General features: G+C 73.0%; 11 protein-coding genes. 5 read left to right on the top strand and 6 right to left on the bottom strand.

Annotation, left to right across the window (positions count from 1 at the left end; all coding sequences use genetic code 11):
- Nucleotides 1–22: 22 nt before the first annotated feature.
- Nucleotides 23–2,761 carry a DEAD/DEAH box helicase gene (locus tag AC4H2H_RS11350; RefSeq protein WP_494370916.1) on the bottom strand — a complete coding sequence of 913 codons (2,739 nt, stop codon included), beginning with the start codon at nt 2,759–2,761 and terminating at the stop codon, nt 23–25.
- Between the two features lie 168 nt (nt 2,762–2,929).
- Between AC4H2H_RS11350 and AC4H2H_RS11345 the strand changes: the two genes are divergently transcribed.
- Both AC4H2H_RS11345 and AC4H2H_RS11340 read left to right on the top strand, forming a co-directional pair.
- Nucleotides 2,930–7,402, top strand: coding sequence for a glycoside hydrolase domain-containing protein (locus AC4H2H_RS11345; protein WP_494370915.1), 4,473 nt, complete (start codon nt 2,930–2,932; stop codon nt 7,400–7,402).
- Nucleotides 7,403–7,516: 114 nt separating this feature from the next.
- Nucleotides 7,517–8,110 carry a YdeI/OmpD-associated family protein gene (locus tag AC4H2H_RS11340; protein ID WP_494370914.1) on the top strand — a complete coding sequence of 198 codons (594 nt, stop codon included), beginning with the start codon at nt 7,517–7,519 and terminating at the stop codon, nt 8,108–8,110.
- A 9-nt stretch (nt 8,111–8,119) separates the two neighbouring features.
- Here the strand turns inward: AC4H2H_RS11340 and AC4H2H_RS11335 are convergent, their stop codons facing one another.
- Nucleotides 8,120–8,275 carry a hypothetical protein gene (locus AC4H2H_RS11335; RefSeq protein ID WP_494370913.1) on the bottom strand — a complete coding sequence of 52 codons (156 nt, stop codon included), beginning with the start codon at nt 8,273–8,275 and terminating at the stop codon, nt 8,120–8,122.
- 172 nt (nt 8,276–8,447) lie between these two features.
- Nucleotides 8,448–9,269, bottom strand: coding sequence for an aminoglycoside 3'-phosphotransferase (locus tag AC4H2H_RS11330; protein WP_494370912.1), 822 nt, complete (start codon nt 9,267–9,269; stop codon nt 8,448–8,450).
- Nucleotides 9,270–9,404: 135 nt separating this feature from the next.
- Between AC4H2H_RS11330 and AC4H2H_RS11325 the strand changes: the two genes are divergently transcribed.
- A complete protein-coding gene (locus AC4H2H_RS11325) occupies nt 9,405–9,875 on the top strand; it encodes a peptidoglycan-binding domain-containing protein (RefSeq protein WP_494370911.1) in 471 nt (156 codons plus the stop codon).
- Here the strand turns inward: AC4H2H_RS11325 and AC4H2H_RS11320 are convergent.
- Complete coding sequence (locus AC4H2H_RS11320) at nt 9,853–10,797, bottom strand: 3-methyladenine DNA glycosylase (protein ID WP_494370910.1); 945 nt, start codon at nt 10,795–10,797, stop codon at nt 9,853–9,855. The genes AC4H2H_RS11325 and AC4H2H_RS11320 overlap by 23 nt on opposite strands.
- Before the next feature lie 197 nt (nt 10,798–10,994).
- On the opposite strand from AC4H2H_RS11320, the gene AC4H2H_RS11315 reads away from it, so the two are divergent.
- Both AC4H2H_RS11315 and AC4H2H_RS11310 read left to right on the top strand, forming a co-directional pair.
- Complete coding sequence (locus AC4H2H_RS11315) at nt 10,995–12,044, top strand: DUF4190 domain-containing protein (RefSeq protein WP_494370909.1); 1,050 nt, start codon at nt 10,995–10,997, stop codon at nt 12,042–12,044.
- 152 nt (nt 12,045–12,196) lie between these two features.
- Entirely contained in the window at nt 12,197–13,099 is a 903-nt protein-coding gene (locus AC4H2H_RS11310; RefSeq protein WP_494370908.1) for a DUF4190 domain-containing protein, read from the top strand.
- A 32-nt stretch (nt 13,100–13,131) separates the two neighbouring features.
- On the opposite strand, the gene AC4H2H_RS11305 is transcribed toward AC4H2H_RS11310, so the two are convergent.
- Complete coding sequence (locus tag AC4H2H_RS11305; RefSeq protein ID WP_494370907.1) at nt 13,132–13,512, bottom strand: MmcQ/YjbR family DNA-binding protein; 381 nt, start codon at nt 13,510–13,512, stop codon at nt 13,132–13,134.
- 42 nt (nt 13,513–13,554) lie between these two features.
- Entirely contained in the window at nt 13,555–14,559 is a 1,005-nt protein-coding gene (locus AC4H2H_RS11300) for an aldo/keto reductase (RefSeq protein ID WP_494370906.1), read from the bottom strand.
- Nucleotides 14,560–14,569: the final 10 nt, after the last annotated feature.

The following is a 14,569-nucleotide window of genomic DNA, read 5'->3' as shown; positions in this document are numbered from 1 at the left end:
CGGCCAGAGCCTCGGTCGCGCCCTACAGCGGCCCGACGGCGAGCACCGTCACCACGGGCTCGCCCGCCTCGTCGCTCGCGGCGAGGTCGACGCTGGCGGTGATCGCCCAGTCGTGGTCGCCCGCGGGGTCGTCGAGCACCTGCCGGACCAGCCACGTGCCCGCCGGCACGACGCCGCCCGGGGCGTGCGCCGTCGTCGGACCCTCGTGGCCCGCCGGGAGGTCGGCGCCCGCCTCGACGACCCGGAACAGCGCGGCGGAGCGTGCGCCCGGCCCGATGCCGACGGCGTCGTCGCCCTGGTCCTCGAAGAGCGGGTCGAGGGCGTCGCCCCACGCGTCGGCGTCCCACCCGGCGGCGCCGTCGAGCGCCCCGAGCGCCCGGTAGTCCTCGCGCGACGCGAGCTCGACCCGGCGGAACAGCGCGTTGCGGACCAGCCGGCGGAACGAGCGCGGGTTGCCCGTGACGGGCCGGGTCGGCGCCTCGGCCCCGGCGCCCGACAGCGGGCCGTCGCCCACCTCGGTGTCCGCGTCGTCGTCGACGGGGTGGGCGAGGCGCTCCCACTCGTCGAGCAGCGAGGAGTCGACGCCCCGCACGAGCTCGCCCAGCCACTCGACGATCTCCTGCACCTCCTCGGTGCGGTGCTCGTCGGGCACGACCTGGCGCAGCGCGCGGTAGGCGTCGGCGAGGTAGCGCAGCACCACGCCCTCGGTCCGCTCGAGGCCGTAGACCGACACGAACTCGGTGAACGTCATGGCGCGCTCGACCATGTCCCGCACGACCGACTTGGGGGACAGCTCGGCGTCGGCGACCCAGGGGTTGGACCGCTTGTACGTCGCGAACGCGGGTTCGAGGAGATCGGCGAGCGGCTTCGGCCACGTGACCTCCTCGAGGAGCGCCATGCGCTCCTCGTACTCGTAGCCCTCGGCCTTCATCGCGGCGACGGCCTCGCCCTTCGCGGCGTTCTGCTGCCCGTAGAGCACCTGGCGGGGGTCGTCCAGCGTCGCCTCGATCACGGAGACGACGTCGAGCGCGTGCGTCGCGCCCTCGACGTCGAGCAGGTCGAGGGCCGCGAGCGCGAACGGCGACAGCGGCTGGTTGAGCGCGAAGTCGCGCGGCACGTCCACGGTGAGCCGCACGCTCGGGCGGTAGCCCTCGGGGCGGGACGCGTCGTCGACCCGCACACGCTCGACGATCCCCGCGACCCGCAACGAGCGGTAGATGCGGAACACCTGGCGCACGTGGTCGCGACGCTGGGACTCTGTGTCGTGGTTGGCGAGGAGCAGGTGGCGCATGGCGGCGACCGGGTCGCGGCGGGGGTCGTCGGCACCCACGTGCGCACCGTGCCCGTGCTGCTGCGTGCGCGCGAGCACGTTGAGCACCATCGCGTGGTTGACGGTGAAGTGGCTGGTCAGCGGCTCGGGGTCGGCGTCGCGCAGGCGCTCGAACGTCGCGTCGGTCCAGTTCACCGAACCCTGCGGCGCCTTCTTGCGGACGATCTTCTTGAGCTTCTTCGGGTCGTCGCCCGCCTTGGCGAGCATCTTGCGGTTCTCGATGACGTGCTCGGGCGCCATGACGAGCACCTCGCCGACGGTGTCGTAGCCGGCGCGCCCCGCTCGGCCCGCGATCTGGTGGAACTCGCGCGCGCTGAGGTGGCGCATGCGCTCGCCGTCGAACTTCACGAGGCTCGTGAGCAGCACCGTGCGGATCGGGACGTTGATCCCGACACCGAGCGTGTCCGTGCCGCACACGACCTTGAGCAGGCCTGCCTGCGTGAGGCGCTCGACGACGCGCCGGTACTTGGGCAGCATGCCCGCGTGGTGCACGCCGACGCCGTGCCGCAGGAACTTGCTGAGCGTCTTGCCGAACCCCGTGCCGAACCGGAAGTCGCCGAGCTCGGCGGCGATCGCGTCCTTCTCCGCGCGCGACGCGACGTTCATCGACAGCAGCGACTGCGCGCGCTCGACGGCGTCCTTCTGCGTGAAGTGCACGACGTACACCGGGGCGCGGTGCGTCGTGACGAGCTCCTCGATGACCTCGGTCAGGGGCTCGACGACGTAGCTGAAGTGGAGAGGGACCGGCCGCTGGGCCGTGGTCACCTCGGCCACGGGGCGGCCCGAGCGCTCCTCGAGCTCCTCGACGAAGCGGGTCGTGTCGCCGAGGGTCGCCGACATGAGCAGGAACTGCGTGTTCGGCAGCTCGAGGAGGGGCACCTGCCACGCCCAGCCGCGCTGCGGGTCGGCGTAGAAGTGGAACTCATCCATGACGACCTGGGAGATCGCGGCGTCGTCGTCCGGGCCTGCTGCACCGCCGTCGCCGCGGCGCAGCGCGATGTTCGCGAGGATCTCGGCGGTGCAGCAGATGATCGGGGCGTCGGGGTTCACCGCGGAGTCGCCGGTCGTCATGCCGACGTTCTTCGACCCGAACGCCGTGACGAGCGCGAAGAACTTCTCGCTCACGAGGGCCTTGAGCGGCGCCGTGTAGTACGTCCGGCCGCCCCGACCGGAGCGGTGGGCGGCGAGCGCCGCGAACTGCGCGCCCATCGCGACGAGCGACTTTCCCGAGCCCGTAGGCGTCGACAGGATGACGTGCGAGCCGCTGACCAGCTCGATGAGCGCCTCGCTCTGGTGCGGGTAGAGCTCGAGGCCCTGCTCGGTCGCCCACGTCGTGAACCCCTCGTAGAGCGCGTCCGGGTCCGGGGCCTTGCCCGTCGGGGCGGGCACGTGCGCGAGGAGAGCCGGGGTACGGCCGGTCGTGGTGGTCACAGGGAGAGTCTGTCAGGTGGCTCGGACGTTCGGTCGACCCGCGAGCCACGGCCGTCCACCTGGCGATCACCTGCTCGTCACCCTCGTCTGACACGGTGCCTCGGGCACGCTGTCCGGACGCCCGGTCCGTGCCCACCGTCCGTGCCACCCATCGATCCTGAGGACGCCATGAACCATCGGTTCCCTGCCGCGGGCGCGCGCCGCCCCGTCCCGGCTCCCGACGCGCACTCCTCCGCGCGGCAGGCCAGTGCACCCGTCCGCCGTCGGAGCCGTCGCCTCGTCGCCGGCACCGTCGCGGCGGCGCTGGCCGTCGTGGGACTCGTGCCGGCCGCGTCGGCGGTCGCCGCACCCGCGGCGCCGGACGCGCTGGACCTCGCCTCGCTGGTCGACGTCTTCGTCGGCACCGAGGGTGACCACGGCAACGACATGCCCGCCGCGCAGGCGCCCAACGGGCTGGCCAAGGTGAACCCGCGCACGACCCCGGGGCGCAACAACACCGGCTACGACTACGCGCAGTCGCAGATCTCGGGCTTCACGCACACCAACCTCGACGGTGTCGGCGGCTCCGGCGGTGGAGGCGACATCCTCGTCGTCCCGACGTCGGGCACCTACACGGCGCGTCCCGGCACGGGCACGTACGCGCACACCTTCTCGCACGACGACGAGGTCGGGAGCCCCGGCTACTACGCGGTGGGCCTCGGCAACGTCGCCGGCACGGACGGCGGGATCACGACGGCACCCGGCACGATCGAGGCCGAGGTGGCGGCGACCACGCGCTCTGGCGTGCACCGCTACGCGTTCCCCGAGGGCCAGACGCCGAGCCTCGTGGTCGACCTCGAGACCAACAACACGAGTCGCCGGTCCTCCTCGGTGCAGGTCGAGACGCGCGCGGACGGCACCGTGGAGCTGACCGGGCAGGTCACCGGCTACTTCTACAACGCCGCCTACACGCTGTACTACTCCGCGCGCACCCTCCAGCCCGCGACGGTGCAGACGTGGGGCGACGACGACCGGCTCGTCGACGCGACGTCCCAGGACGGCGTCGACACCGGCGCGATCCTCACGTTCGACCAGGCCCACGCAGGGGACGTCGGGCTGCAGGTCACGCTGTCGCCGGTGAGCGTCGAGCAGGCGCGGACCGACCAGCAGGTCGAGCTCGGCGAGCTGTCGTTCGACGAGGTCCGCGACCGCACGCGCGCGGAGTGGAACGCGACGCTCGGGCGCGTCGCCGTCGACGCCTCGACGGCCACCGACCCGACGGGCGATCTGCAGAAGCTCTTCTACACGCACCTTTACCGCATGTCCGCCATGCCGATGAACGCGACGAGCACGTCGGGCACCTACCGCGGCGTCGACGGTGCGGTGCACGCCGCGCAGGGCTTCACGTACTACGACTCGTGGGCCACGTGGGACGACTTCCGCAAGTTCTCCGTCATCGCCTACATCGACCCGGCGCTGTACCGCGACATGGTTCAGTCGCTGATCTACCTGTTCGCCGACGCCCAGGCGACCGGCACGGGCAGCGGCCTCGGCGGGTTCGTGCACTCGGTCCCGACGGTCCGCTGGGAGCGGTCCGCGGTCGTCGTCGCGGACGCGATCGCGAAGGGCTTCGACGGCTTCGACCGCCTCGACGAGGCGTACCCGGCGCTCGAGCGCCTCGTCGGGGAGTACAGCGCCGACGAGCTCGAGCGCGGCTACGTGGCGGGCAACCCCGGCGCGTCCGTGCAGCGCGGCTACGACCAGTACGGACTCTCCGTGATCGCGGACGAGCTCGGCCTGACCGACGAGGCGCAGACGATGCGCGAGCAGGCGTCGTGGCCGATCTCCACGCTCACCAAGCCGGGCGCGTGGACCGCGGCCGACGGCACGCCGGTCGGCCTCCTCACCCCGCGCGCCGCCGACGGCTCGTGGCAGACCGCCGACCACGAGAGGTTCGAGGCCGCGAGCCTCTACCAGGGCACGCTCTGGCAGTACCACTGGTACGACGCGTACGACATGGACGCACTCGTCGAGGCGATGGGCGGCGCCGAGGCGGCGCGGCTCGCGATGCGCCACATGTTCGGCGAGCACTCGCCGGACGACGGCACGGCGATGCTCCACTCGAACGCCAACGAGATCGACCTGCAGGCGCCGTACCTCTTCAACTACACGGGCGAGCCGAGCCTGACGCAGAAGTGGACGCGCGCGATCTACACCAAGGAGACCTGGAACCGGTACATCGCGACCGGGTCGTCCGGCGCGGTGCCCAGCGGCGGCGGCGAGTTCACGCCGCCCGTGAAGACGAAGGTCTACCAGCTCGACCCGCGCGGCATGCTCCCCACGATGGACAACGACGCCGGCACGATGTCGACGATGTTCGTCGCCGCGGCCGTCGGCCTGTTCCCCGTGACCGCCGGGTCGTCGCAGTTCCAGATCGGGTCGCCGTTCTTCGACTCCACGACCATCACCTACGACGACGGCGCGACCTTCGCGGTGACCGCTGACGGCGTCTCCGAGGACGCGTTCTACGTCCAGTCCGCGACGCTCGACGGCACGACGTTCGCCAACACGTGGGTCGACTACGAGACGGTCGTCGGGGGAGCGGACCTCGCGTTCCGCATGGGCGAGCAGCCGAGCGACTGGGGCACGGACACCGCGCCTGCCTTCTCGATGAGCACCGCCACCGACGAACCGGCCGAGGGCCCGCGCGTCAGCGCCGACCCCACCACCGTGCAGACCGGCGACGGCGGCGCGCTCGACGCGACCGTGACGCTCACGCTCGACGGTGCGCGGTTCGCCGGCTCCGCCGGCACGGACCTCGTCGCGAGCGGGGACGCGAGCGTCGTCGGGCTGCCCGACGGCGTCGCGGCGGCCGTGACGGTCGCGTCGCCGACCGCGCTGGCCGTCTCCCTGACGGGGACGGCGTCCGCGGACGCGCGCTTCTACGTCCACCTGCGCGACGGCGCGCTCGCTGACGGCGCCGCTGCGTCCTCGCTCCGCGGCGAGGGCATCTCGGTGCTCTCCCCGCTGCGCCTCTCGGCCGCGTCGGCCGAGCGCGACGCGCTCGCCGCGCTCGTCGACGACGCCGTGCGCGTGCGGCACGGCAACTACTCGTCGGTGACGTTCGACCGCTTCTCCACCGCGTTGACCCAGGCGCAGGAGACGCTCGCGGACGAGGCCGCGACGAGCGTCGCGCTGCGGTTCGCCGCCGACCGGCTCGGCGCCGCGATCGACGCGCTCGACCTCACGGGCGGCGGCTACCGCACGCTCGAGGCCGAGAAGTCCGAGGCGTGGTCGGGCGGCGAGCTGAAGAACGAGGCGAACGGCTCGTCCGGCAACCTCGGCGGCGTGCGCTCGGGGTCGTGGGTCCAGTACCGCGACATGACCTTCGAGACCGCCGCCGGAGACACCCCGCCGCGCTTCCTCACCGTGCGGTACGACACGAGCTTCGGCCCCACGGAGACGCCGAGCACCGTGCGCGTGCACGCCGGCGACGCGACCGGTCCCGTGGTCGCGACCGTGGACCTGGCGGGCACGAGCGGCTGGGGGAGGTACACCGAGGTGACGGCGGAGCTCGGCGACGTGCAGACCCTCGTCGACGCGAGGGCCGTCACGTTCGAGCTCCTCGCGCCGTCGGGGCGGAGCTGGGTCGGCAACGTCGACTGGTTCCGCTTCAGCGCCGAGGACCCGGCGGCCCCAGGCCAGCCGGGTGAGTCGCCCTCCGTGACGATCGAGGCCGAGGACTGGACCGCGAACTCCGGCCGCGGGCTCAAGAAGGAGTCCTCGACGTGGACGAGCGGGCCGGTGACGAACGTCGGCGGCACCGCGGACGGCGACTGGCTCGCCTACGGGGCCGTCGACCTCGGTGAGCTCCCGCTCGGCGAGCTGTCGGTCCACTACGTGCACAACACGAACCGCTCGGGGAACAACTCGACGCTGTCGGTGTACCTCGACGCGTTCGACCCGGCGAACCCGGGCGAGCCGTTCGTCACCGTGCCGTTGCCGAGCACCGGCTCGAGCTGGACGACGGACGGGGTCGCGACCGTCGACCTTCCGAGCACCGTGCGCGGCACGCACGAGGTGTTCGTCCGCCTGTCGACCGAGGCGTACGCCGACCACCCGTACGTCGCGAACCTCGACAGCCTGACGTTCTTCACCGACGTGGAGGTCCCGCCGACGGACACGACCGCGCTCGCGGCGACGGTGGCCGACGTCGAGCACCTGGAGAACGAGGCCGACCGCTTCGGCCGGATCGACCTCGGCGTGTTCACCGCGGAGCTGACGGCGGCTCGCACGCTCCTCGACCGTGCCGAGGCGACCCAGGCGCAGGTCGACGAGCAGACGCGCCGTCTGCGGCTGGCGGCCGAGCAGCTCGTCCCGCTCGAGCCGCAGCTCGTCACGGTCGAGGTGAGCCCACGTTGCCTCACCGGCACGCCGTACGTCGCGGTCCGAGCGGTCAGCACGGCCGACGAGCCGGTCGACGTCGTGCTCGCGAGCGCGCTCGGGTCGCGGACGTTCGACGCCGTCGCGCCGGGGGCGAGCGCCTACCAGTCGTTCGCCGCGCGGTCGGTCACGGGCGAGGTCGTCGTGACGGTGACCGCGACGGGGCCGGCGGGCACGCAGACGGTCGAGCAGACCGTCGTCGTCCCGGCCTGCGGCTGAGAGGCCGACCCGGGAGGCTGCTCCAGGAAAGCGGGCAGGCCTCCCGGGTCACCACCCTGGCGCCCCTGGGCACTGAACGGGCACGCTGGAGCCTCGACCGACGACGGAGGGCACGTGAACGACGAGTACCAGGGACGGCCCGCGTTCCACGCCGAGACGCCAGGGTCGTGGCGCGCGTGGCTGGCCGAGCACCACGACGACGCCGAACCCGGCGTCTGGCTCGTGACGTGGCGCCGGGAGAGCGGCCGGGACACGTACGGCTACGAGCCGTGGATCGAGGAGGCGCTCTCCTACGGCTGGATCGACGGGCAGGCGTCCACGGTCGACGACGAGCGGCACGCGCTGTGGTTCACGCGGCGCCGGGTGGGCAGCCGCTGGACCCGGCTCAGCAAGGAGCGCGTGGCGCGGATCGAGGCCGACGGGCGCATGACCGCGGCCGGTCGCGCCGTCGTCGACGCGGCGAAGGCCGACGGGTCCTGGACCCGGCACGACGACGCCGAGGCGCTCGTCGTGCCCGACGACCTCGCCCAGGCGCTCGCCGAGCGGCCCGGGGCGCGCGAGCGCTTCGACGCCTTCACGCCCGGGGCGCGGCGCGCGATCCTGGGATGGATCGTCGAGGCGCGCCGTGCCGACACCCGGGCGCGGCGTGTCGCGCAGACGGCGGAGCAGGCCGAGCAGGGCGTGCCGGCCCACCAACCGCGCAGGTAGGCCGAGCTCTCAGCTCGGGAAGCTCGCCACGCCCACGTGCACCGGCGTGAGGTCGCTCCGTGGTCGTGACGGTCGCGTCCGCCGCGTCCGGCGGGAGGGTGAGTCCGCGTCCGCGTCCGTGATCGTGATCGTGATCGTGAGCGGCCCGATCTGGGTCGACTTCATGCCATCCCAGTTGTCCGTGCTGCACGTCCGGCCGGCCGGGCTCATCACCGCGGTGAGCACGTTCCTCGACCGCGCACCCGCCGCCCACCACGCCTCATCGTGAGTGCATGAAATAGTCGCGGTCGCATCGATTCGACCGCGACTATTTCATGCACTCAGCGGGTGGGGGTGGTCAGGAGAGGTCCCAGAGGAGGCGGTAGTACGCGATGCGCTCGGGGTCGGGGTCGGGGTCGATGCCGTAGCCCGCGTAGACGTGGCCGTCGTACCCGGGACCGTAGTTCCACTCCGTGCTCCAGGCCGCGACGGCGAGGTCGGCCCACCGGTCGGCGACCCCGAGCGAGCCGAGGTCGACGTGCGCGGCGAACGTGCCGTCGTCGTGCAGCAGCGTGTTGGGCACGCACGCGTCGCCGTGGCACACGACGAGGCGGTCGACGGCGGGCGCGTCGTCGAGCAGGGCGCGTGCCCGCGCGGTACCCAGGCCGCGGTGCTCGGGGAACCACTGCGCGGGACCGTCGCCGCGCGCGAGCCGGACGTCGGCGTTCGCCACCCGGTCGTCGACCGACCACGTGAAGGGACACGACTCGACCGGCAGCGCCTCGTGCAGCGTGCGGAGCCCGCGGCCGATCGAGGTCGCCGCGACCTCGGGGTCGCCCGCCCAGCGGGCCTCGACCGCCGAGCGTCCGGGCACGGCCCGGGTGACGAGCCACGCGCCGTCGTCGTCCGCACCCTGCTCGAGGACACGCGGCACCGGGGAGCGGTCGCCGACCCACGCGAGGCGCTCGGCCTCGCCCGGCAGGTCGAGCTCCGGGGTGCCGGCGGGCACCCACTTGGCGTACCGGGTCCCGGCGTCCGCCGACTCGAGGCGGAACGTCAGGCCCCCGAGCACGTTGCGCCACACGGGGGTGACGACGTCGTCCCCCGCGAGCGCGCGGATCGCCTCCGGGACGGTGACGGGGCCGGTCGGGATCTCGGCGATGGTCAGGGCGCGGCTCACGCGAGCGATCCTTGCACGCTGCCCGAGCGAGCTCGCGATGTATTACGGGCCGGGTCGGCGCGCTCTCTCCGGACGGGGCGCGGGTGCTCCACGGCGGACGACCCGCCGGGCCCGTGGCCACGGGAGGGAACGACGATGACCACCGTCCTGACGACACTGCCGCCGTGGCCGCGCGTGCGCCGCGGCGCGAACGGGCACCCGGTCCAGACGCTCCAGCACCTGCTGCGGCACCGCGGCCACGACCTCGTCGTCGACGGGGTGCTCGGGCCGCTCACCGAGGGCGCGGTGCGCGCCTTCCAGGACGCGTCCGGCCTCGACGTCGACGGCGTCGCCGGGCCGGCGACGTGGGCTGCGCTCGTCGTGGTCGTGCGGCGCGGGAGCGTCGGGGAGGCCGTGCGGGCCGTGCAGCGCGAGGCCGTCGCACGCGACCTGTCGGGCCGGCCCGAGCCGGTGCTCGTCGTCGACGGGCAGTTCGGGCCCAGGACCGAGGCCTGGGTGCGCGGCTTCCAGGACGCGCTGCACGCAGGTTTCCCCGAGGTGCTCGTGGACGGCGTCGTCGGCCCCGTCACCTGGCGCTGCCTGGTCAGCGGGATGCTGTCGCACTGAGGGGTGCGCCGAGGAGCGCCTCGCACACGTCGATCAGGCGCTCGCGCAGCGTCGCGCCGCGCTCGGCGAACGCCCGCTGGTGGCGCACGTACTCGGCCTTGCCCTCGGGCGTCTCGATCGCGACGGGCTCGAGCCCGTAGGAGGAGACGTCGTACGGCGACGCCTGCATGTCGACGACACGCACGTCGCGCGCGAGCTCGAAGCAGTCGAGCACGAGGTCGCCCGGGACGGCCGGAGTGAGCTTGAGCGCCCACTTGTAGAGGTCCATCGTCGCGTGCAGGCAGCCGGGCTGCTCCATCGCGGGCTGGGTCTCACGCGAGGGCTGGAGCCGGTTGAGCGGACCGGCCTCGGGCGTGAAGAACCGGAACGCGTCGAAGTGGGAGCACTGCACGGGGTGGGTCTCGACGACCTGGTCGGTGCCCTCGTGCCCGAGGCGCAGGGGCAGCGGGTGCCGTTGGTCACGGCCCGCCGCACGGTCGCGGTAGACCATCGCCCACTCGTGCAGGCCGAAGCAGCCGAACCGTCCCGCGCGCGACGCCGTCGCCGCGAGCAGTCCGTGCAGGTGGCGCACGGCGTCGCCGCGGTCCGCGAGGAACGCGTCGGTGTCGAGGGTCAGCCCGTCGCCCGTCCGGCGGTACCAGCGCCACGTGGCGCGCTCCTCGTACGGGGGGCCGAGCACGACGCCCGGCCCCGGGTGCCAGCGACGCAGGTGTGCCGGGCGGGTCGGGTAGTAGGTGAAGAGGAAGTCCTCGATCGCGTGCTTCTCGCCGAGCGGCTTGCGCTGCCGCCACCCCGCGGTGAACGCGTCCGCCCGCTCGGCGTGGGCATGCTCCAGTGCGAGCCACTCGTCCGCGCCGAGCACGACCGGCCCGACGGCGGACGTCGGCCGCGCGGTCAGGGTGACGGTCGGGGGAGCGGGCACCGTTCCAGGGTACGAGAGGCCGCAGCCTGGTCGGCACGACGGATCTCGCTCCTGTGGACGTTTTCCCCGATGTCGGTCGCACCCGCAAGAATGGGCGCGTGAACGTGCTGTGAAGACCCGGCACGGTCAGGTCCCCGGGTTACCCCGAGCCATTCCCGAGTCAGTCCCGAGTCGCGGCGAGGCCGCGGAGGAGCACCATGACGCAGCCGCCCACCGGCCCGCACGACCCGTACCAGTTCGACCCCTACAGCGCGGGTCGCCCGGACCCGGCCCAGCAGGGCGCGTACGCCCCGCAGGCGGAGCCCCAGGGCGACCCGTCGACCCAGCCCTACGGCGCGCCCGCGTCGTCGTACGCCCCGGCATACGGCGCCGAGCAGCAGCAGGGGTACGGCCAGCCGCACGCCGCCGAGCCGCAGCAGGGCTACGGCCAGCCGTACGCCGGTGACCAGCAGCAGGGGTACGCCCAGCCCTACGGCGCTGACCCGAACCAGCAGCAGGGGTATGCCCACCCCTACGGCGCCGACCCCACCCAGCAGCCGCCGTACGGCGCTCCCTACGGCGGGTACCCCGCCTACGGCGCGCCCGGGCCGTCGTCGACGAACACGCTCGCGATCGTCGGCTTCGTCCTGGCGATCCTCGGCTTCCTCGGGAGCTGGATCCCGGGCGTGAACTTCTTCTGCGCGGTGCTCGGCCTCGCCGGTCTCGTGCTCGGCATCGTCGGCCTGCTGCAGGTGAAGAAGGGCAAGACGGGCAAGGGCTTCTCGATCAGCGCGATCATCCTGGGCGCGCTCGCGATCGTCGTGACGATCGTCATGTGGGTCGTGATCTTCGTGGCCGCCAACAACGCCACCTCCGAGTACGAGCAGTCGCTCGCCGAGCTCGAGCAGGACGCCTCGGAGTGGGAGGACGAGGCCGACCGCATGTCCGGCGACGCGACGGACGACATCCTCGCCAACGACCTCGGCGTCGAGTTCGGCGCGTTCTTGGGCACGGTCGACGAGTACGACTGGGTCGAGTCGTCGCTGCCGGTCACGCTCACGAACACGTCCGACGAGCCGCTCACCTTCGACCTCGACATCGACGCCGTGGCATCCGACGGCACCGTGATCGAGTCCGACTTCGCCTACACGGAGACCCTGGACCCCGGCGCGTCCGAGACCGTCGAGGTCTTCGACTACATCGACGCGGCGAACCTCGACGCGATGACGACCGCGACGTTCGAGGTCACGCGCGCCAGCGCCTACTGATCCCCAGCAGGACCTGACCCGGTGAGACGTCGGGCCAGCGAGGTACGAGACCGGAGAACGATGTGAGCCACCCGACGTGGAGAGACCAGGGCGCGCAGGGCCCGAGCTCCTTCGCCCCGCCATCGCCGAGCGCGCACGGTCCGGCCGCACGCGTGCCCGAGCAACCGGGCCCCACGTGGCCGCCCCAGGTGGAGCGCCCGTCGGCGCCCTCGTACGGGACGGGGTACACGTCGGCAGGCGGGCCGCCACCGCGACCTCCGGCCGGCAACGGCGCAGCCGTCGCCGCCCTGGTCGTCGGGATCGTGGCGCTGTCCCTGTGCCTCGTGCCGGTGATCAACCTGGTCGCGGGGCTCCTCGCCCTCGTGGCCGTCGGGCTGGGGATCGCTGGACTCTTCCGGGCGGGCCGGGTGCCCCGGGGGACCGGGCTCGCGGTCGCAGGTCTGTGCCTCGGCCTGGCCGCGGGGCTCGGGTCGATCGTGTCGACCGTCGCCTACGCCGCGATGCAGCCTGCCGACGTCACCTGGGTCGACACCGCGGAGCCCGGTGAGATCGCGGCTCCCGAGGCGGACGTCGCGGCTCCCGAGGAGGTCGACGTCCCGGCGCAGGACCCGTCAGCTGCGCAGGAGGCCCCGGTCGAGGAGCCGGTCGCCCCCACCCTCCCGGCGCTCGGCACCCCTGTGCGCGACGGTGACTTCGAGTTCGTCGTCGGGGGGATGGAGTGCGGGGTCATGCGCGTAGGCGACGACTACCTTTTCGAAACTCCGCAGGGCCAGTACTGCATCGTGTCGCTGACGGTCACGAACGTGGGCGACTCCGCGCAGACGTTCTTCGGGAGCAACCAGTACGCCTTGAACGCCCAGGGGCAGGAGTACTCGGCCGATGACGTGGCAGGTGTCTATCTCGGTGACGACGCGCAGGGATGGGCCGAGCCGGTGAACCCTGGGAACTCCATCTCGCCGCGCGTCGTCTTCGACGTGCCTCTCGATCGCGCACCGGTCAGCATCGAGCTCCACGACTCGGTCTTCTCCTCCGGAGTGCTCGCGGCGCTCGGATGACAGATCCTCGACCGGTACGCCGCGACGGCGTGTCACTCCGTGCGCTCGAGGTAGTCCTTCGCGAGCCGCTTCGGCGCGCGGGCGAGCCACGCGTCCTGCACGAGCTCCTCGAGCTCGGGCACGGGGACGCTGTCGAGGCGCCCGAGGACGATCGCGTACCCGTCGAAGTGGGACGTCGTGAAGAACGCGGCGGGGTCGTCCTCGAGCAGCGCCGCCTTCTCTCCCTCGTCGGTCACCCAGAACGCGACCGGGTCCTCCGCCGGCGCGGCGTCACCGAGCTCGGCACGGTCCTTCGCGCGCAGCGGCCGCTCCCAGACGAACAACTTGCCGTGCACCGTCCACTGTCGCGGCCCCTTCGCCGCCGTGTCCGGAAGCACGGTGACGATCCGCTCGACGTCCTCCCACGTGGCCATGCCTCCACGGTAGGACGGCGGCGCCGTACGAGCGCTCCGAGATCAGAAGGGAGCGACCTTTCCGGCGGGCGGGAAGATCTCGTCGAGCTCGGCGAGATCTTCCGTCGTGGGGGTCCATGCCCCGGCGGCAGCGTTCTGGCTGACCTGCTCGGGCTTGGTCGCACCCGCGATGACGCTCGACACCTGCGGCCGCGAGAGCAGCCAGCCGAACGCGACCTGCACCTCTGAGATCTGGCGCACCTGGCAGAACGCGCCGAGCCGCGCGAGCGCCTCCCACGGTGCGGTCTCGAGAAGGTGCGGCTTGGAGCGGACGAGGCGGCCGTCGTCGGGCCGCGCGCCGTGCGCGTACTTGCCCGTGAGGAGGCCGTTGGCGAGGGGGAAGTAGGGCAGGACCCCGAGCCCGTACGCGGCGGCGGCGGGCAGCACCTCGCGCTCGGCGGCGCGGTCGACGAGGTTGTACTGGTTCTGTGCGGACACGAAACGGACCGTGCCGCCCGCGCGGGCGGTGAGCTCCGCCTCCGCGATCTGCCAGCCCGCGCGGTTCGAGTGCCCCACGTAGAGGACCTTGCCGGCGCGCACGAGGTCGTCGAGCGCCGCGAGCGTCTCGTCGATCGGGGTCAGCGGGTCCGGCGTGTGGAACTGGTACAGGTCGATGCGGTCGGTGCCGAGACGCCGGAGCGAGTCCTCGACCGCGCGCACGACGTAGCGCCGTGAGCCGCGCGCGCCGAAGTCCTCTCCTGCCGTCCCGCGCATCGACATGCCGAACTTGGTCGCGACCACCACGTCGTCGCGCCGCGACCCCAGCGCCTGCCCGAGCAGCTCCTCGCTCAGCCCCGGGCGCCCGCCGTACGTGTCGGCCGTGTCGAAGAACGTCACCCCGGCGTCGATCGCCGCGTCGACGACGGCGCGCGTCCCCTCGAGCGTCTCGGTCACCGTCTGCGGGCGGCCGAAGTTGTTGCACCCCAGCCCGACGGCGGACACGGCGAGGCCGGAGCGGCCGAGCCGGCGCAGTGCGGGGGCGTCGTGGGTGGCGGAGGAAGTCGTCATGGGGCCGACC

The sequence above is a fragment of the Cellulosimicrobium sp. BMG9.22 genome (assembly GCF_059159975.1).
Note: the sequence above shows the minus strand (reverse complement) of the source record. Positions and strands in the feature narration are given on the sequence as shown.

What these genes read in the sequence shown, in the direction of transcription:
- AC4H2H_RS11345 (WP_494370915.1), top strand. Translation starts at nt 2,930, where the DNA reads ATGAACCATCGGTTCCCTGCCGCGGGCGCGCGCCGCCCCGTCCCGGCT.
- AC4H2H_RS11335 (WP_494370913.1), bottom strand. Translation starts at nt 8,275, where the DNA reads ATGAAGTCGACCCAGATCGGGCCGCTCACGATCACGATCACGATCACG.
- AC4H2H_RS11325 (WP_494370911.1), top strand. Translation starts at nt 9,405, where the DNA reads ATGACCACCGTCCTGACGACACTGCCGCCGTGGCCGCGCGTGCGCCGC.
- AC4H2H_RS11315 (WP_494370909.1), top strand. Translation starts at nt 10,995, where the DNA reads ATGACGCAGCCGCCCACCGGCCCGCACGACCCGTACCAGTTCGACCCC.
- AC4H2H_RS11305 (WP_494370907.1), bottom strand. Translation starts at nt 13,512, where the DNA reads ATGGCCACGTGGGAGGACGTCGAGCGGATCGTCACCGTGCTTCCGGAC.
- AC4H2H_RS11300 (WP_494370906.1), bottom strand. Translation starts at nt 14,559, where the DNA reads ATGACGACTTCCTCCGCCACCCACGACGCCCCCGCACTGCGCCGGCTC.